The 19,263-nt window shown below is 32.0% G+C and carries 18 protein-coding genes; 1 reads left to right on the plus strand and 17 read right to left on the minus strand.

Translation table 11 applies throughout. The annotated features are described in order from the left end of the window. Positions 1–9 precede the first annotated feature (9 nt). The 8 genes from DMA14_RS03015 to DMA14_RS03050 all read right to left on the minus strand — a co-directional run bounded on the left by DMA14_RS03015 (position 10) and on the right by DMA14_RS03050 (position 8,272). On the minus strand, positions 10–912 hold the full coding sequence (locus tag DMA14_RS03015; protein WP_111423022.1) for an NADPH-dependent FMN reductase family protein: 903 nt from the start codon (positions 910–912) through the stop codon (positions 10–12). Positions 913–1,048: 136 nt separating this feature from the next. Next, positions 1,049–1,948, minus strand: coding sequence for an LpxL/LpxP family acyltransferase (locus DMA14_RS03020; RefSeq protein WP_111423023.1), 900 nt, complete (start codon positions 1,946–1,948; stop codon positions 1,049–1,051). After that, positions 1,949–2,203: an acyl carrier protein gene (locus DMA14_RS03025; RefSeq protein WP_008465907.1), complete on the minus strand. Its 255-nt coding sequence runs from the start codon at positions 2,201–2,203 to the stop codon at positions 1,949–1,951. Beyond that, positions 2,196–3,431 (minus strand): beta-ketoacyl-[acyl-carrier-protein] synthase family protein, encoded by a 1,236-nt coding sequence (locus DMA14_RS03030; RefSeq protein WP_111423025.1) that lies wholly within the window; start codon positions 3,429–3,431, stop codon positions 2,196–2,198. Before DMA14_RS03030 ends, DMA14_RS03025 begins: the two co-directional genes overlap by 8 nt. Before the next feature lie 85 nt (positions 3,432–3,516). Further along, positions 3,517–4,248 carry a 3-oxoacyl-ACP reductase FabG gene (gene fabG, locus DMA14_RS03035; protein WP_008465909.1) on the minus strand — a complete coding sequence of 244 codons (732 nt, stop codon included), beginning with the start codon at positions 4,246–4,248 and terminating at the stop codon, positions 3,517–3,519. Positions 4,249–4,342: 94 nt separating this feature from the next. Beyond that, positions 4,343–5,569 carry a WG repeat-containing protein gene (locus DMA14_RS03040; protein ID WP_111423027.1) on the minus strand — a complete coding sequence of 409 codons (1,227 nt, stop codon included), beginning with the start codon at positions 5,567–5,569 and terminating at the stop codon, positions 4,343–4,345. Positions 5,570–5,611: 42 nt separating this feature from the next. Next, entirely contained in the window at positions 5,612–6,721 is a 1,110-nt protein-coding gene (locus tag DMA14_RS03045; RefSeq protein WP_111423028.1) for a WG repeat-containing protein, read from the minus strand. 30 nt (positions 6,722–6,751) lie between these two features. Next, positions 6,752–8,272 (minus strand): HAL/PAL/TAL family ammonia-lyase, encoded by a 1,521-nt coding sequence (locus DMA14_RS03050; RefSeq protein WP_111423030.1) that lies wholly within the window; start codon positions 8,270–8,272, stop codon positions 6,752–6,754. A gap of 101 nt (positions 8,273–8,373) precedes the next feature. Between DMA14_RS03050 and DMA14_RS03055 the strand changes: the two genes are divergently transcribed. Beyond that, a complete protein-coding gene (locus tag DMA14_RS03055; RefSeq protein ID WP_111423032.1) occupies positions 8,374–9,624 on the plus strand; it encodes an NAD(P)/FAD-dependent oxidoreductase in 1,251 nt (416 codons plus the stop codon). On the opposite strand, the gene DMA14_RS03060 is transcribed toward DMA14_RS03055, so the two are convergent. From DMA14_RS03060 to DMA14_RS03100, 9 genes are all read right to left on the minus strand, one after another. Next, the gene (locus DMA14_RS03060) at positions 9,625–10,719 is read right to left on the minus strand and encodes a hypothetical protein (RefSeq protein WP_111423033.1); all 1,095 of its coding nucleotides are present in this window, start codon (positions 10,717–10,719) and stop codon (positions 9,625–9,627) included. Between the two features lie 190 nt (positions 10,720–10,909). After that, entirely contained in the window at positions 10,910–11,617 is a 708-nt protein-coding gene (locus DMA14_RS03065) for a hypothetical protein (RefSeq protein WP_157957651.1), read from the minus strand. Positions 11,618–11,730: 113 nt separating this feature from the next. Continuing rightward, the gene (locus DMA14_RS03070) at positions 11,731–12,819 is read right to left on the minus strand and encodes a hypothetical protein (protein ID WP_157957652.1); all 1,089 of its coding nucleotides are present in this window, start codon (positions 12,817–12,819) and stop codon (positions 11,731–11,733) included. Then, positions 12,820–13,905 carry a hypothetical protein gene (locus tag DMA14_RS03075; protein WP_157957653.1) on the minus strand — a complete coding sequence of 362 codons (1,086 nt, stop codon included), beginning with the start codon at positions 13,903–13,905 and terminating at the stop codon, positions 12,820–12,822. It abuts the gene before it with no gap. 57 nt (positions 13,906–13,962) lie between these two features. Beyond that, positions 13,963–14,736, minus strand: a complete 774-nt coding sequence (locus DMA14_RS03080) for a hypothetical protein (protein WP_157957654.1) — start codon at positions 14,734–14,736, stop codon at positions 13,963–13,965. Further along, on the minus strand, positions 14,705–15,355 hold the full coding sequence (locus DMA14_RS03085; protein ID WP_111423043.1) for a hypothetical protein: 651 nt from the start codon (positions 15,353–15,355) through the stop codon (positions 14,705–14,707). Before DMA14_RS03085 ends, DMA14_RS03080 begins: the two co-directional genes overlap by 32 nt. Before the next feature lie 4 nt (positions 15,356–15,359). Then, entirely contained in the window at positions 15,360–15,968 is a 609-nt protein-coding gene (locus tag DMA14_RS03090; RefSeq protein WP_157957655.1) for a hypothetical protein, read from the minus strand. A gap of 5 nt (positions 15,969–15,973) precedes the next feature. Beyond that, positions 15,974–18,748 carry an OmpA family protein gene (locus tag DMA14_RS03095; protein ID WP_111423046.1) on the minus strand — a complete coding sequence of 925 codons (2,775 nt, stop codon included), beginning with the start codon at positions 18,746–18,748 and terminating at the stop codon, positions 15,974–15,976. A gap of 10 nt (positions 18,749–18,758) precedes the next feature. Next, positions 18,759–19,256, minus strand: a complete 498-nt coding sequence (locus tag DMA14_RS03100; protein WP_111423048.1) for a DUF4280 domain-containing protein — start codon at positions 19,254–19,256, stop codon at positions 18,759–18,761. Positions 19,257–19,263: the final 7 nt, after the last annotated feature.

A 19,263-nucleotide genomic window follows, 5' to 3' on the forward strand; every position in this document is an offset into this window, starting at 1 on the left:
TTTCGTCTTCTAAACTCCCTGATAATATTGAGTTTCCTTTTTTATAGATTTTAACTTAAGCGGATAGGTAATAAGGTGCAATATATACACTATTGGCGAAATTAACCATATCGCAAGGAATAAATAAACATTAAATACTTTAAGCAGCTGTTTGCGTTTTTTTTGATTTTTATAAATGATGTTTGACCATTTATTAAAAATTTTATTGGCCGTTTTGTCAACAGTCACTAAATATGAACTTATTTTTACAGCGCCAGCTTCGACCAATTTTGGCTGTAATTGCGTTAAATTATCTTTTTGTAAAGAATCAAGCATGATTTCTCCAAACTGACTAGATTCTTGTATGTCTTTTTCTGAAACTCCTGGAAGCGGAAAAATACCTAGATATTTTTTCTTAACTCCAGAAAACATCCATTCTACAATTGTAATCACGCTGATTAAATTTCCAACGCGGTCTACCAAAGCTACATTTCCAACCAAATTGGCATTAGCTTTTCGCAATAAAACTTTGATTTTTTCCTGAGCCATAATCCACATGTTTCTTGAGCCGCTTATGGTGATAACAGGTGTATTGTTCAAAATTTTCTTGGCATCTTCGCTTTTCAAAAATGAATTAATAGGAATTGAAGGCGATAAGTACCAAACCTGATAATGAAATAAAACTAGATCAAATTTTGTGTTTAAAATTTCTTCTGGAACTGGTTTTAACGCGGTAGGAATCTGTAAAAACGATTCTGGAAAGGCATCAAAAAATGATTCTTTGTTCCATGGAAACGGAAATGGTTTTTCTAATTGTATTTCGTGAAAAGTAAGATTTATTTCGTCTGAATTTAGAAATGGTTTTGCAATATTTCTTGCAATAGATTCCAATTGTCCAGATTGAGAATAATAAATTACGAGAACATTTTTCATTAGGTTTTTTGGCTTTGGTGGTTCGCAAAAGTAAGTAAATTTATTTAAACGAATTTTCTTATTTCGACCAATGATATAGAATTCCCAATTTTTTGATTTATTGAAAAAAACTAAACCGAAAAGTGTTTGTTTGATGCTATTTTGGCAATGAATTTTTGTTTTCTAACTGGTTCCAAAAATCAAAATAATTGAACCATTGTAATGGATAACGATTCAAGATGCTTTCAACACTTTTTACATATTCTTTCAAAAGTGCTTTTTCGTCTCGGTGTTTTACTTCGGCTTCTCTTGCGTATAGATGATAATGCAAGTTTGGTTCTTTCATTACGTAAACAAAAACTACTGGAACTTTTAATCGCGAAGCAATTAAAAATGGACCTGCAGGAAAATTGGCTTCTTTGCCTAAAAGTGTTTCAGAAAGCGATTTTGTTCCTTCAAAATAACGATCTCCCGTAAAACAGATTAATTCGTTATTGGCCAAAGCAGCATTGATCTCAAAAATATGAGAGAGATCTTCTTTGATGATGATGAATTTTACGGTTGGTTTTTGAGAAACGCTTTCTAGATAATTCTTAATGGCAGAATGTTCTAAATCTGTTGTAACAAGATTGATTTGGAAATTAAGATCAATATCTCCTAAAAAATGTTCTGCAATTTCGAAGTTTCCAACATGAGCGCTGATTAAAACACCGCCTTTTTTCTCGGCAAGTAGTTTTTTAAGCGTTTCTATTCCGTCAAATTCATAGGTGAATTTGTTTCGCATTCCTGCAGAAATGGAAACCTTATCAATAATGGTTTGTCCAAAAGTATAATAGCTTTTGAAAACCATTTTTTTGGATTTGAAATAGGAGTATTGAAGTCTTTCTTTAAAATAATAGAAAATGGCTCTGTTGCTTTTTCTTAGAAATAAAAAATAATAAGAAGCAACAAAATAAAGTAAGGCATAAGCAGCTTTGACACCCGCTTTTTGAATTAAAAAAACGAATATTTTATAACCTAATACAGTTCCTTTGGATTTACCATCCCATCGACTCATTTAAGCTGATTTGGCTTTGATTTTAGTTTCGATTAAGTCATAAAAACTTTGAAAATCAGAAATTCCAACAAAATCTGCTTCAACTAGTTTTACACCAAAGTTTGCCTCTATTGAAACGACTAAATCAACATAATCCAGACTGTCTAACCCAAGTGTATCTTTTAAATTAGCATTTGGTTCAATGTCGTCATTATCAACTTCAAATTCATCAACTAAAAAACCATTAATTTTTGCTATAATCTCTTCTTTATTCATTGTTCAATTTAAACTTTTTAACCACCAACGCAGAGTTGGTTCCTCCGAAACCGAAAGAATTGGACAAAAATATGTCAAATTTTTTGTTTAACGTAGTTTTAACTAAATTTAATTTTGACGCATCTTCATCTGGGTTTTCCAAATTGATGTTTGGCGCGATAAAATCGTGCTGCATCATAAGGATAGAATAAATGATTTCGCTTGCTCCCGCCATCCAGCATTCGTGGCCTGTCATGGATTTTGTAGAACTTACTGGAGGATTTTTTTCTCCAAAAACCTCAAAAATTGCTTTGGCTTCGTTTGCATCTCCAACTGGAGTTGAGGTTGCGTGAGCATTTATATATTCAATATCTGAAGCTTCTAATTTGGCATCGTCAAGGGCACGTTTCATTGCTGTGGCTGGTCCTTCAACGTTTGGAGTTGAAATGTGTCCTCCGTTTGAAGAAAATCCGTAGCCGCCAATTTCTGCAATGATATTGGCACCGCGCGCAATAGCAGATTCGTAGCTTTCTAGAATTAAAGTTGCACCACCGCCACTCGGAATTAATCCGTCGCGACCAATATCAAAAGGTCTTGAAGCTTTTGTTGGATCGCCTTCTCGGTTAGAAAAAACACCTAATCCGTCAAAACTGCTCATGGCATATTTATTAATTTCCTGAGCTCCGCCAGTAATTACAATGTCTTGAAAACCGCTTTTAATTAAAAAATAAGCCAAACCAATAGAGTGAGATCCGCTGGCACAAGCCGCACTAACGGTAAGATTGATGCCGCGAAGTTTAAAAATCGTAGAAAGATTCATCGTCACCGTAGAATTCATTGACTTAAAAATAGCACCAGAACCAATAAGAGCGGTGTCTTTTTTCTCGCGTACAATATCTGTTGCGTCAATGATTGCTTTAGAAACAGAGTCGTTTCCGTACATAATACCTACTTCGTGTTCATCAAAAAAAGCGTCATCGATGTTGGCATTTTTAAGTGCTTCTATAGTTGCCATATAAGCATATTCGGTTTCTTCACCGATGCTCATACGTTGTCTTCGCGTCAATAAATTTTTAAGATCGGCTTTCGGAACCATTCCTGTCAAGGCCGATTGAAAACCAAATTCTTTTCTTTCAGAATCAAACTGAATACCAGATTTTCCTTCGTATAACGAATCTTTTACCTCGTCCAAAGAAGTTCCGATACAAGAATAAATTCCCATTCCAGTAATTACAACTCGTCTATTCATCGTCTTTCAAAAGTAATTTTTTATCCTTAAAGTGTAATTTTCTATGTTTAATAATCTTAAAATAATCTCGCAAACATAGTATTCTTTAAGAATATATTCCGCCATTTATGTTGATAATTTCTCCTGTAATATAGCTTGCTTTTTTAGAAATCAAAAAGCTTACCAAATCTGCTACTTCTTCGGCTTCACCAAAACGATTAACCGGAATTAGCTTTAATAATTCTTTTTCATCCAGCTGACTTGTCATATCGGTTCTGATAAAACCTGGAGCGACAGCATTTACAGTAATGTTTCGTTTTGCAACTTCTTGAGCCAAAGCTTTAGTTGCTGCTACAATGGCACCTTTTGCAGCCGAATAATTGGCTTGTCCTGCTGTTCCTTTTACTCCAGAAACAGAAACCATATTTACGATTCGACCGTATTTGTTGCGTAACATTTTTTGAATAAAAAATTGCGTAACATTAAAGAAACCGTTTACACTCGTATTCATAACACCGTTCCAATCTTCAGGTGTCATCCACATAAAAAGGCCATCTTTTGTGATTCCAGCATTGTTTACAATTGCTTCAACCAATTTTTCAGGATTTGCTTCCTGCCAAGCAGTTAGAACATTTTGTACTTCTTCAAAATTAGAAACATCAAATCCTAAGATTTCGCCTGTTGCGCCTAATTTTTGTACTTCTTGTAATGTTTCTTCAGCAGCTGTTTTATTCGAATGATAATTAATCAGAATATGATAATCGGATTCTACGGCTAGTTTTTTACAAATCGCACTTCCAATTCCTCTCGAACCGCCTGTTACTAATACACACTTCATTTATGTAGGGTTTATTTTTATTCGTCATCAATGAAACCACTTTTATAAAAGCGATTTCATTGATGCAAATTTCTAATTTATTTGGAGATAAATATTATTTCTTTTTTTTCGGTGCTGATTTTGCAGCTGGTTTTGTTGCTGGCTTAGTTTCTTGTTTTGGTTTTTCGGCAGAAACAGGAGCTGCAGCTGGCTGAGGTTTTTCAGCGCTTTTAGAAAACAGTTCTGCATTTTCAAACCATTGGTTGGCTAAAACTGTTCCGTCAGGTTTAAGAAATCCCCATTTTCCTTCGTTTTTTACTCTGGCAACACCGTCAATAAATCCTTTGTCTTGTTGCGTAAACATCGCAATAATAGCATTTGTTGTGATGCCATATTGAGTTGGGATTACTAATTTTCCAGATTCGTTGATGAATCCCCAATTGCTTTCTTTTACAGGAGCCAGACCGTTTGTACTGAAAACTTCGGCATCATTGTAAGTTGGTTCGATCACAAATTTTCCTTCAGGATTAATGAATCCCCATTTTTTTCCAACTAAAACTGGAGCTAGGTTTTTTGAGAAAGCTTTTCCTTTATCATAAATCGGAAGAATTGCCCAATTTCCTTTTAAATCGATGTATCCAATTTTTCCGTTCTTTTTGGCAAATGTCAAATCTTGAGTTTCAAAATCCCAGATTTTTTCAGCTCCGTCAACAGGAATAAATTTTCCGCCACTTACCAATCCGAAAGTTTTGTCTTTTCTTGCCCAAGTTGTTCCTTTAAAATAATTTCCAACTTCGGCATACACTGGCTCGACCAACTCTTTTCCGTTAGTATCAATAATTCCCCAGTTTTTATTTAATTCAACTCTAGCGTAACCATTTTCAAAAGGTTTGATCTGATCGTATTTTGGTTCTAAAACAACACCCATTTTGTTGTTAATCAAACCAACCTTATTGTTTTGTCTGATGAAAGCAACGCCGTCATTAAAATCAAATAATTTTTCTGAAGCTGGAGCTTTTTGAATTTCTCCTTTCGTATTAATATAAACCCAGTCTTTGTCTTTTTGTACAATTGCGATTCCGCTATTAAAATCTTTAGCATCTTTAAAATCGGCTGGAATTACCCAAGTTCCTTTGGTATCGATAAATCCCCATTTTCCGCCATTTTCTACAGCAGCTAAGCCTTCAGAGAAACTTTTAGCAGATTTGTATTGAGGTTCGATTTTAAAAGATCCGTCTTTAGACAGATATCCAATTTTGGAGTTCTTTTTAACTAATGCCAATTCTTGACTATTAACAAATTGAATTAATACTAGCGATAAAAAAATAAGTGACTTTTTCATGATTTTATGATTCAATATTAATATTATGAAAATTCATTTTTGTTATTTTTGAAAGAGTTCAGCATTCTGAAACCATTCAATCAAAATTTCTCCATTTGGCTTAAGAAAACCCCATTTTCCTTTATGTTTAACCCTTGCTAATCCGTTGACAAACCCTTTTTCATCACGTGTATAATTTCCAAATACTGCTGAAATTTCGTAATCTGTTGGAATTACTAAATTTCCGGTTTTATCTATAAATCCCCAACCGTTTAAATTTTTTACAGCGGCAAGACCATTTTCACTAAAAGGCTCTGCGTCGGTATATGTTGGCTGTACAATACACTCTCCTGTTAAATTAGTATAGCCCCATTTTCCTCTCAAGCAAACAGGCGCTAAATTTTGAGAAAAACCTTTAGCTTTGTCAAATAATGGTTTAAGAACCCATTGACCTTTAAAATCAACAAATCCAAATTTTCCATCTTTTTTGGCCGCAATTAAGTCTTGCGTGCCAAAAGGACCAAATTCAGTAACACCGGGTAGTTCAATAAAAACCCCATTGTGTACTAATCCATATGCTTTTCCTTTTTTTGCCCATGTTGTATTATTGAAACCATCGCCAATTTCGTCGTAAACAACTTCGGCAATTTCTTTCCCTGTTGTATCAATAATTCCCCATTTGTCATTTAACGCTACTCTTGCATAACCTTTATAAAAAGCTCTGATAACATCATATTTTGGAGCAAGAACAATTTCAAATTTGTTATTGATTAATCCAACTTTATCGTTTTGTCTAAAAAAAGCTACTCCATCATGAAAATCAAATAATTTATCTGATTTTGGATTACCGTTTACTATCTCGCCGCTTTTATTGATGTAATGCCAAACAGCGTCTTTTTCTATGGCACATATTCCGCTGCTAAAATCTTTTGCGCTGTCAAAAGTTGCTGGAATTACAAACGCTCCTGTGTTATCTATAAATCCCCATTTTCCATTCTCTTTGACAGCAGCCAAACCATCAGAAAATTCTCTTGCAACGCTATACTTTGGCTCAACAGCAAAAGTTCCGTCGTTTCGGATAAGCCCAAATTTACCGTCCTTTTTCACTAAAGCAAGCTCTTGAGCGTTAATTGATTGGGCGAAAATTAAGAATAAAAAAAATATTTTTTTCATGTTGGATTGTCGTATGATTAAAGTCTCAAATTAACTGTTGATCAAATAATCTTTTACTTTTTGAACAAAAGGATACATTACTTGGTCTTCCTTAAATTCTGGAATTATATTTCTGATATCGTCGTACCATTTTTTAGTCGTAGACGAAATCTGATCTTTTTGTTTCAAATAATCAATTGCCTGAACAATTGTGATTAATTCGATCGCCAAAACTTCAAATGAGTTTTCGATAACTTTTGATGTAATCACTGCCGCATTGGTTCCCATACTTACAATATCTTGATTATCGTTGTTGTTTGGAATACTATGCACATACATTGGGTTAGATAGCATTTGGTTTTCGGCAGTTGTTGATGTCGCAACGAATTGAACGCCTTGCATTCCGAAATTAAAACCTAATGTTCCTAAATTTACGAATGGAGGAAGAATTTCGTTGATTTTAGAATTCAATAAATAATTCAATTGACGTTCTGCCAGCATCGTTAATTTCGTAATAACGATTTTCAATTTATCCATTTCAAGCGAAATATAATCTCCGTGGAAATTTCCGCCGTGGTAAACGTGTTTGTTTTTTACGTCTATAATTGGGTTATCGTTTGCCGAGTTAAATTCGTCTTCTAGAATAGAAGATACATTATTAATAGTTTCTAAAACAGGTCCTAAAATTTGAGGAACACAACGTAATGAATAATATTCCTGAACTTTTTCTTTGAAGATTTCTTCGGTGTTTTCACCAGAATATAAATGATCTTCTCTTTTACGGATTAAAGTACTGTCAGAAAGATTTTGTCTCATTCTTTCCGCAACTTCCTGTTGTCCTTTATGACGTTTGGTTTGGTTTAATTCTTCGGAGAAATGATCATCATAAGCTTGAACTAATTCGTTAATTGCACAAGAAGCTTTTAACGACCAGTCTAATAATTTTTTTGCATAATGAACATTTACAACTCCAATTCCTGTCATTACAGAAGTTCCGTTGATTAACGCCAAACCTTCTCTAATTTCTACCTGAATTGGTTTTAAACCTTCGATTTCGAAAACTTCTGCAGTTGCGCGTCTTTCTCCTTTATAAAAAACTTCACCTTCGCCAATCAAGACTAAAGCTAAATGTGATAATTGTACTAAATCTCCGCTGGCACCAACACCACCGTGTTCAAAAATTAAAGGCGTAATATCTCGATTGATTAATTCAGCCATTAAATGAATAACAGAAGAATGAACTCCCGAATTTCCTAAAGAAAGTGTATTTAATCGAGCTAAAATTGCTGCTTTTGCGCACTCAGCATTTAAAGGTTTTCCTGTTCCAGAAGAGTGGCTTCTGATTAAATTGTACTGTAATTGAATTTGATCTGACTCCTTAATTCTATATTGAGCCATCGGGCCAAATCCTGTATTTACTCCGTAGATTACTTTGTTTCCTGAGAATTCTTTTAAGAAATTAAAACTTTCGTTTACTCGATTTAAAACCACATCGCTTATCGCAACTTTGCTTTTTCCAAAGATAATGGCTTCAAATTCTGCTAAACTTAAATATTCATTTATTGTATTCATCAAATCGATTTTGGTTGTGCTAATTTAATTTTATTTATCAAAATAAATGTAGTTATTTTGATGATGGCAAATGTAGGTTAATTAATGATAATAATTCTAATATGACAAAGGAGTTTGTTGATGTTTTAGTGATTGGTGCAGGACCGTCTGGATGTGTTTCGGCATCGTATCTTTTTAAAAACAACGTAAAGGTTAAAGTTGTAGAAAAAACAAAGTTTCCGAGACTTGTAGTAGGCGAGAGTCTTATCCCGCGTGTAATGGACCATTTTGCTGAGGCAGAATTGTTTGACGCGCTAGATGCTATGAACTTCGAAAAAAAATTAGGAGCTCGTTTTATCAGAGGGGAAGAAATCTGCAATTTTGATTTTAGTGTAAAATTTGGCGAAGGATGGGATTGGACTTGGCAAGTTCCAAGAGCTGATTTTGACAATACAATGGCTCAAGAAATTATAAGAAAAGGAATTGACTTAGAATTTGAAACTGAAGTTTTGGAAGTTTCTTTTGAAGGTAAAAATTCGAAAACTATTGTAAAAGATAAAGACGGAAACCTAAAAGAAATTCACGCTAAATTTATAATTGACTCGAGCGGATATGGACGTGTTTTGCCGAGACTTTTAGATCTGGATACTCCGTCAAAACTAGATCCGCATTCTTCTATTTTTACCCATGTTAAAGATATTAATAGAGAAGAAGGTGTAGAAGGAACTCAAATTTCTTTTGATATTCTGGAAACCGAAGTTTGGCTTTGGGTAATTCCGTTTTCAAATGGAAATACAAGTTTAGGTGTTGTTGGTCCAACAGATTTTATTAATTCTCTTTCTGAAAACAAAGACAATGCGGAGGCTTTACGAAATGCGATTCAGAAATCGGATTATTATATTAAAAGATTTGCTGGAACAGAGTTTTTGTTTGAGCCTGTTAAATTAGAAAATTACTCAAGAGCCGTGAAAAGAATGTACGGCGATGGTTTTGCCTTAACAGGAAACAGTTCTGAATTCTTAGATCCAGTTTTCTCATCAGGTGTAGCTTTTGCAACCGAATCTGGAATGTTGGCTGCAAAATTATACTTAAAAGAATCGCAAGGAATTCCTGTAGATTGGGAAGTGGAATTTACGCAATACATGAAACGCGGAATTGCCGTTTTCACGACTTATGTTCAAGAATGGTACACAGGAAATCTTCAGACTTTATTTTTCCACCAGCCTGAGAATCCTGAAGTAAAAGAAAAAATATGTGCCGTTTTAGCAGGTTATGTTTGGAATGAAGAAAACTCGTTTGTCAAAAAACATGATCACGTAATTGCTAATATGGCGTATTTATTAAATATGCAAAAAGAAAAAAGCCCTGAGTAATCAGGGCTTTTTTTTGTTTAAAATGTATAAACTAGAAAGTTGATCCTTGTCATTAAAGTAAAGTCCAATATCTAAAAGATCATTCTTAATCTTGATGTTATTTGAGTATGTATAATCATTATAATTTTCAATTTCGTCTTTATTAAATTTTTTCAGGACTTGAGCTCGAGAGCAAAGAGGCAGTAATCCATTTTCAAATGAGATTTCAACTCGTTCAAAATCGCTTATAGAATATGCGTTTAAAATATTAAAATTTGGATTGTCATTATTTTTTTGGGTACTATTAAAAAAGAAATAGCAATAATTATATTCATTATTATAGGTAAGTTCTTTAATGTCTCCACTACTTCCTTCAATAACAGTTGCCCTTTCAAAATTTTTATTAATTGTTGATTTTTTGAAATCATTCTCATTTGATCGACCAATTGTTAGACCATTGATATTCCAATTTTTGTCAATTTTAATTTTTGGTTTATTTTTAATGTCTTCTGGTTTTGTAGTATTTACAAGTAAATCTTTAAAATAGCTTTCTTTGTCACAACCGCCAAAATCTATTAAACCATTAAAAACATCCCAATAACATGTTTTTGACAAATTAGTATTATTCAGAATTATTAATCTATTATAGTCTGGCGCATAGAAGATATATTTGTTCAACTTTTTTAGATTCCAATATAATCCGTTGTCTGTATTAGGGTTTTTTGTGCCTTTTCCATATTTAAGTTCAATCTTTTTTAGAATATCATTTTTCTGTTCTGTTGTATCCATTTCTATTCGGATACCATAGATATGATCTTCAGCTTTAAATTTTTTCAATGTTTTTTTTAGATCAGTTCCGTTTCTTAAAGATTTTAAATCAATGTGACCTCCTCCAGATTTGGTAATACTGTCCGTTTTTAACAATTCAGAGTTGATCTGAAAAACGATTTTTTGATTTTTTAACTCGATACCATCAAAATTATATTTTGTCGAATTATCTACTTCTATCAACAAACAAAACGGATACTCAACAGTTTCTACTCCAATATATAATGAGTCATTGTAAGAGATTACCTTTTCTATTTTTTCATTCAGTTGAAGTTTAGATAAATCCACTTTAACTACTTTGACTTCTTTTTTGCATGAAACAAAAAAGGCTAATAAACAAAAGGATATAAATTTTATCAAGTGAGATGTTATGTGTTTTTGTTTCATTTCTAGTTTTTCTGTTTAGGGTGTTTTTTCATTATCAATGCTTCTGGAGCATGAAATGGTCAAAATGGAAATCATTATAATTATAGTTTTTTCATTTTAGATATTTACTTAAGTACGGATCTTTTTCTGGATTATGAAAACCATTAATAATTCTGTCTTTAAAAGCTTTTTTTGAAATGATTTTAATATCATTCCCAACCAAATTATTTAAAGGTTCTAAAGTCAATTGATATATAACATCGTTCTTATTCCAAATAATACGTTGAGAGTACTTAATAATATTATTTCCTATATTATTTTGTTGCTTTTTTGTAAATTGAGGAAGGGTTTTAAATAATATTTTAGAAGCTCCTAATTCAAGAGTTTCTTCAAGCCTTTCATTATAAATCACTTCAGTAGGTTGTCCTAATGTTTTTATTAAGGAGTTAATTAGTTCTGGAGTTTCTTTTGAAATTATATTAGCCGAAATGTATCCTATTTTATTATTGTAATTAACTATTTTTGCGCCTAATATAGGATCAATATTTAATCCTTTAAAATTAATTTGAGAGGTGCTTTCATCCATAAAAATATAATTTAAGACCCGTTCTCCGTTATCTTTTAGATCCAATGAGACCCCGTCTTTGTCTTCTTTAATTTCATAATGCCCTTTTTGATTTTCTTTCCGATAGATTTTTAATTTCTCTAAAGGATAGCTATTTGCAGGCTTATCGAAATCTATTGTAGATAAATCTAAAATTTGTCCTTTACAACTCATAATTATTAGTGATAGTAAAAGATAGATAGTGATTTTTTTCATTTTATATGTTTAAGTAATTTTTGCCAAATCTTTTTTTGGCGCGTTGCAACTTTGTAGTAAGATGCATACAAGTATAGGTAAAAAGGAATTTTTCATTAATTTAGGATGTAATTTTAAATTACGGTTAATTTTCCTCCCTTTTCTTTTCGTTGGAAGAGAAAATCTAGATATATATTTTCATCGGGGTTTTTCTTGTTTCTCATTCGAATAATTCCTTCTCCGTCAGCTTTGTGTATTAACGTGGCAAGTTTCCCATATCCTTGATATTCTAATTGAAATGTTTCCTCAAATAAAGGTTCTATTTCATAATCACTATCATTAAGCAATTCTTCTGCCATTTTTACTTTTTCTTTACGGTCTTTTTCAGTATAATACATTGTTTTTTCAAGTAACTCTTCTCTTTCTTTAACCAATTTCAAATAGCCTTGTACATCTCTGTTTTTTATAATTTCATATACTTTTTTATATTCAGCAATTAGTTCTGCTTTAATATTTTTATTTTCGTCTTCTTGTTCTTTTTCGAGATTTACAGAGTTATGCCAACCAACCAAATCATAAGGAACTTGGGCTTCAAAAGTACTACTCCATTCATAAATTGGTAATCCTTTTAAGGGAAGTGGTGTTTTTGGTTCGTAGTGAGCTTCTACCCAAGACGAAGTACCATATTCACCTTTGTCACTAACCCATTGTTTGTCGAAATGATCTAAAATGATTCCATCTTTTCCTCGCATTTTTTCATCATAAACAGTTGTTTTAAAATTACCATCTCTAAAATGTTGAAATACTAAACCAACTGCCGCTCCAATTTTAAAAACTTTCTCACCATAAGGCGGGTACATTCTTACTTTTATTTCGTTAGTACCACTAGTCAATAATAAAAAGTTTGTAATATGACCTCCTGTAACGCCACCTTTTCGAGCCATTTCTCCTTTAAAGTTAGTTAACAACACATCATTTATATATACTTCAAACTGACAATCTGCACTATGAATATATATGTAGTTTGATCTTTTTTCATGACTTATTGAGGTGTCTTTTTTTACGGGATATTGAGTAGCGTTTTTATTTTCAATGATTAGATTGGTTCTAATTTGCCAGAACGATTCTTGCTCTTTTATTTTATTTACTGTTTCTGGAGATAATTTAGATTGACAAGAAAATAAAGTAAATAAGCAAATGATTATGACTGGTACTTTCATCATTTAAATCACAGTTAATTTCCCTCCTTTTTCTTTTCGTTGAAATCTAAATTCTAAATGTACAACCTCGGCAGGATTCTTTTTATTTTTCAATTTTATAATTCCTTCTCCGTCTGCTTTATGTAAAAACATAACCAATTTCCCATATCCTTGATATTCTAATTGAAATGTTTCCTCAAACAAAGGTTCTATTTCATAATCATTATCCTTTATTATTTTTACAAATTCGTTGCTTCTTAGCTCTTTTTCGTTTTCTCTATAGTGAAGTGTTGTAGTAACAAGTTCTTCCCTCTCTTTCACTAAAGACAAATATCCGGCAACATCTTTTTTGCTTAATATTTCATAAATTTTTTCATATTCTTTTGTGAGCTCAGACCTAATATCTTTTTTCTCATCATCATCTTCTTCTTTTAAATTAACAGAATTTCTCCATCCAATTTTATCAAAATCTACCTGAGCATCAAAAGTACTTCTCCACTCATATATTGGTAAACCTTTTAGTGGAAGAGGCTTCTTTTGTTCATAATGAGCTTCAACATAATCTGGGCTACCTAATTCTCCTTTATTATCAATCCATTGTTCGGTAGTTTGATCAAGATCTATCCCATGTTCACCATTCATACTTAAATTGTATTCTTTGGTTCTTAAATCTCTATTTTTAAAGTAAGAGAAAGTTAATCCCACATAGCCTCCTTCACCAAAAACTGCTTCATTATATTTAGGATACATGCGAATCTTTATTTCGTGAGTTCCACTTGTAAGCAATAATTGGTTAATGTCGAAGTTGGTACTAACGCCTCCTCCATTTTTTGTAGATTCTCCCATTTCTTTATATAATAATACATCATCGACAAAGGCTTCAAACTGGCAGTTATTGCTTCTTAAATAAATTCTGTTTGTTCTTAGTTCTGTAATTGTTGTATTTTTTTTTAGAGGATATTCAATTGTATTTTTGTTCTTATTGATTATTTGATTTCTTATTTTCCAAAAAGGCTCTTTTTTATTTATTTTTTCTTTTGTTTCTTGTGACAAGTTCGATTGACAAGAGAATAGAATAGATAAAAAAAAGGTCACTATTATTAGTTTCATTAATCAGATTTTAAAAAGGTTCTTCTCATTGCTTTTTTAAGAAAATTACAATTGTTTCTAAAAAATCTCAAATTCATTCTTTCCAGGAAAACCACAAAAACGAATATCCAAAACAATTTCTTCATTTGTCTGCGAATTTTCAAGATATAATGCGGGCATTCTATTTAATCTTTTTAATGTTGCTAATTTGTTATAAGCAGAGTATTCAATATATACATCATTTTTAATAGGCATCGCTTTAAAGCCATCTTCAATTTCATCTATTATTTGTGAAATTCTGCTTTTAGATTCTGATGCATTTAGATACATCGCAATTGCGACGTTTTTTTCTTTTTTTGATAGTTTATCAATAAAGAGTTTGTAGTCTTTATTGTTCAGTATAGCAACAAGCTTGTTGCTTTCTGCTATCAATGCTTCTTTTAAATCAAAACTAACATCTTTTAGATCTACACCATTTTGCCATGCATCGAGTTTATAAGATACATTGGACATAAAAACACTTTTGTGTATGATAAAAGGAATATTTTTCTGAACAGGAGCTGTGTGAAAATTTTCAAATTGCTGTATAAATTTAAAATCTCCAGAACTCACATCATATTCTATAACTTTATATCGTACATAAGCTTCTTTATGAAGTTCCTTACCTCCAGATAATGGTAAAACTCTGATTTCGATATCTTGCTCCCCTTTTTCCAATATTCCACTGTTTATTGGAATATCCATTGAGGCTTGGCCGTCTACATTTAAGGAAAAAACACAAACATCATTTATGCGTACTTCAAAATAGCACATTAAAGCACTACAATCTAATTCGTAATATATTTGATTCATTTTTATAGAAATTATATTTTTTTGGACTACTTGATGCTTTAAAGTTTTCTAAAACAGTAAGCCATTCTGAATTTTTTGAATTTAACATCCGAGTCCCTTGTTTTACAATCGTAAACTCAGTATTTAAATATTTTTTATGGTCTCTTGTATTTTCAGTATTTTGTTCCAATAAAACCCACTGTTTGGATTCTTTTAGTTCCCAAACTAAAGCAATGCCATTTTCCAGACCTGTAGTTCTTTCTTCAGGTTTACCAAACTTCTTTTTTAGATAATTAAGTAAATCTTCTGCTTCTTTATCATTTGTTATACTAGTGCTAAAACCTAAATAATTATTTTGCTCAAAATTGTCTACATGTATATAAATGTCACTGTATGCGTCATCGTAACCGTTAGGCACAGCGTATTTGGAGAAATTAACCTCGCCAAACTTAAAATAATCCAGTTGATTGGTTCTATAAGACTTTAGTCCATATGTTCCATTATCATCTTTTTCAACATCTTTAATCTTTTTAATGTCTTCGGGAATAGATTTATCAAATTTTAATCTTTCTAAGTCTGTTTGAGAATTGCATGATATATTTATTGAACCTATTACGAGTAGTAGCAATAGCTTTTCCATTATTTTAATTACTCATTTTAAAACTGTCCAAAACAGTAAATACTGTATTGTCTGTTGAGTTTTCTACACGAGTTCCCTTTTTAATTAAGACACATCTACTATAAATAAAAGTACTATGATCTTTTTTTAATCTAGGGGTTTGCGACAATAAAATCCAGTAATTCAGGTTATTATTGTCCCAAATATAATTACCCTCACCCTTTTGATACTTATATCCCTCTCGTGGTTGACGAAATTCAGGATTACCATATTTTTGTTTTAAATAAAGAAATAATTTTTCACCTTCTTCTTTGTTTACTAGTTCTATAGTAAAACCTATAAAATTATTTTTTTCATAATCATCTACGTGAAGGTATAAGTCATTATAATCTGCATTATAAGCATTTGGCATAACATATTTAGAAAAAGAAACATTGCCAAATTTGAAATCTTGCAAATTATCTGTTCTATATGATTTAAGTCCATAGATTACATCTTGGTCTTTTTCTATTTCTTTTGTGTTTTTTATAATTTTTAAAATAGCTTCATTAAGTTTCAGTGTTTCTAAATCTGTTTGAGAATTGCATGATGTAATCATTAAACTAGCGGTAAATAATAATAGTAATTTTTTCATTTTTTTTAATTTTTAATTAATGGGATATTGGCATTTATACCAAATAATTCTTCTAATTCTTTAATCACATCAAATGGTGGAATTACACTAGGGAAATCCCCCTCGGCAATTGTATAATCTCCTTCTTTAGTTTCTTCAACAGCTTTTTTATCCTTTGCAATTTTCATTGCAAGACTCATACTAATTTTAACCACATATTTGGCATCCATTCCATCAAATCCAAGCTTTGGTCTATAATATAATCCTTTGTCATCGTAATTAAAAGTGTGAGCATAAGTTACAGAAGCTTCTGCACTTGCAGAAGCCTCAAAATATGCTTTGACTTTAATAATGACTATTGCTGCTTCTCCTTTTACTTTTACACCTACTTTAAGCTCTACTTTTAGTTTGGCTTCGCTTTCTAATTTTAATTTTGAATCTTTTGCTTTTCCTGCTGTATTGAATTTAATATCAGTATTTATAGTAATTGTGCTTGTAATTATCAGGTCCATGTAAATATCAACACTTGCACTCAATCCATTTTTTTCATCACCTGCTTTAATACCTTTTTTTAGTTGACCTTGAATTAAATTGTATAAATCCGCAACTCCTTTAATAGCTGTACCACCACTAATGATACCAGCTGCTGTAATAATTGCCGCTCCCAATAAATCAATTGTCACTTCCAATCCAATAAGAGGTTTGGCACGTAAACCAATAGTTACATCTGTTCCAATTATAGTTTTGCTATCTTGAGGATGTGCTAAAAACCAATCTCCAGTAAAAGATAGATTAGGTGGTTTTACAATAAAACTTGCTGGAATACTTTTAGATACAGTGTCGCTGAAGGTTCCCTTGGTTTTATTTGTAACACCATCAGCTAATGCGCCTATTGAGGCAAATATATCGTAAGCTTTTTTGAATTTTGTCTCGTACTCAGCTTTTAATTCCTTACTTTGTTTTTCGTTATCCCATTTGGCTTTTAAGCTAAAACCAATTGAAGCATCTTTTTGCTTCCATCTTCTTTCAGCACCTATTTTGCCAGATTTTTTTTGTAATTCCTTTACATCAAATTCATTTTTATTCTGCCATTTGACACTTAAATCATTAGTAAGGTTTAAGAAAAACTCAAATGCCCATTTTATGTCTGGGTAAGCTTTTATCTGTATAGTATGATTAGCATCATTTGAATAGTATCTACAAGAATGAACATCAATAAAATAGTTGTTTGCTGAATCCATACTTTTTTCAGCATTTAAAACATGCGTTATGTTATATCTTGGCCATATATATTGTAATGGAGCAGGATTCATCCATGATAAATCTGATTTTACAGGAAAATCTAATTTATCTGCTACCTTATCTATTGCTTTGCTATATTCGGGAGAACTAATCTTGATGTTTTTTTTGTGTTTTCCTAGTTCTCTAAAACAGGCTTTATTTTGATATTCGGTAACGTCAATAGTAATATTTTGGCTATGGCTTGGCGCAATAGTTTCATACACTATAGTTTGGGCATCATGACCTAGAGAATCAAACGAAATGTCGACACGGCGATTTTCTATATATTCTTTTTCATTTTTGTATTTTATGTTATCTCTTCCTTTTTTATCATCAGTTGGGTTTACTTCGCCACGACCTATAGAAATAATACGACGTGAATCCAGACCGCCATCAACAAAAAATTTTTTTACTGCATCGCTTCGTTGCTGGGATAGTTTTTGATTATACTGTTCCTTACCAATAACACATGCGTGGCCATCAATTTTAATTGTTGAATAATGTGATTGCAGTAGATATTGTAAAACATTGTTTAGAACTGTTTTGGCTTCTGCGGTAATTTCATATTTTTCAAATTCGAATAAAATGGTTTTTGAAATTTGTGTTTTTGGGTTTGTTACTTTGCTTAAATTTTGACCGTTATGAAACAATTTGGTAGTCGCCTTAGGCTCTGTTATAGAAATGGTTTCAAACTTACAAAGTTCAAATCTAGCTTCATTTTTATCTGGTTCTCCAGTTTTTAATGGAGATAAGTTTGTTGGAGGTTTTATTTCTTTAGAAACAATTTTTTTGTTAATTCTTAAAAATGTAGCATGATCTGTTAAACCTTTTTCGTCCGTAATATAAACCTTAGCAACAGGGTCATAAATTTTTATATAAAATTCTTCGGTTTGTTTTATGTCCTTAATTGCGGTATACCAAGTAAAAGAGCTCGTTATTTCTAAATTTATTTCGCCATCAATTACTAGGACATTTGTATACTTAAAAACCGCTGGATCTGTTTGAAAATTAAGATGTCTAAAAATAAAGATTTGTAAATTTTGGTGACCATTTAGACCTTCGGTTTTTAGATTTAAGTAAACTTTTTCGCCATAAGAAAAAAAATAAGTTTTACGAATGTCTTTTCCATCATAAACTTGTGACCATTTACTACTGATTAATTTTGCTGGAGCATATCCACTTATATAGAGGCCGGTTTCATTATGAAAATCTCTTTTGCCTCCCAGACTTGCTTCAAGATAATATTGAAAAGGTCCACATAACTCTTTAGGGATATTAATTTCTTTGGGCACGTTTGCAGCCTGTACTTTTTGAATAATAATGGTTTGCTTTTTTCGATCCTGCAAGATCCAAGTTAAGTTCTTTTTCTTTTCTTCTTCAGTTGTTTCATTATACCAAGATTCTACTTCAAAAGAAACAACCTGATTTGCATCAATAGTCACTTTTTTATTGGGAATAGACTTACTGGCTATAACTTTGCCTTTTCCTGTCCATTTTATTTTTTTAACACCTTTTGCCATTTTACAATAATTAGTTGAATTTTATTCCCTCATGCTTCGCTTCCTTTGTATACATATCTCTCACATCAACCATTGGGTTTATCAGATTGTGTACCATAGGTTCGGTATTTTTAAAATTCTGTTCGCCAGGTTCTGCGGTTTGTCCGTGATCTGTAATTTCGATACAATCGGGCGCTCCCATTGGGCAGGTTGCCTTACTGTTTTCCAATAATATTTTGCCCTCATTACTAAGAGTTACTTTTTCATAAAACCCACTCCATTTGGTGATTGTGGCTTGGCAAACCATAAAACTGTTTCCTACGGGTTGTTTTTTGCATTTGCCAAAGGTGTTTTTTTCTAAGGTCTGACCAATTTCTTTCGAGGTAGCCAAAAGCTTTTCTGAACCTTCTTTATCATTTCCAAAATGTTTGCTTTGCGATTTGACTTTAATCTTATCTGTTTTAGAAGGGTCTTCGCTAAACTTGCATTTGCAAGTGGCGCCTTGTACTACAAAATGTTGTTCGCTCATAATTTGA

It is taken from the genome of Flavobacterium sharifuzzamanii (assembly GCF_003254585.1).
Classification (GTDB): Bacteria; Bacteroidota; Bacteroidia; order Flavobacteriales; family Flavobacteriaceae; genus Flavobacterium; species Flavobacterium sharifuzzamanii.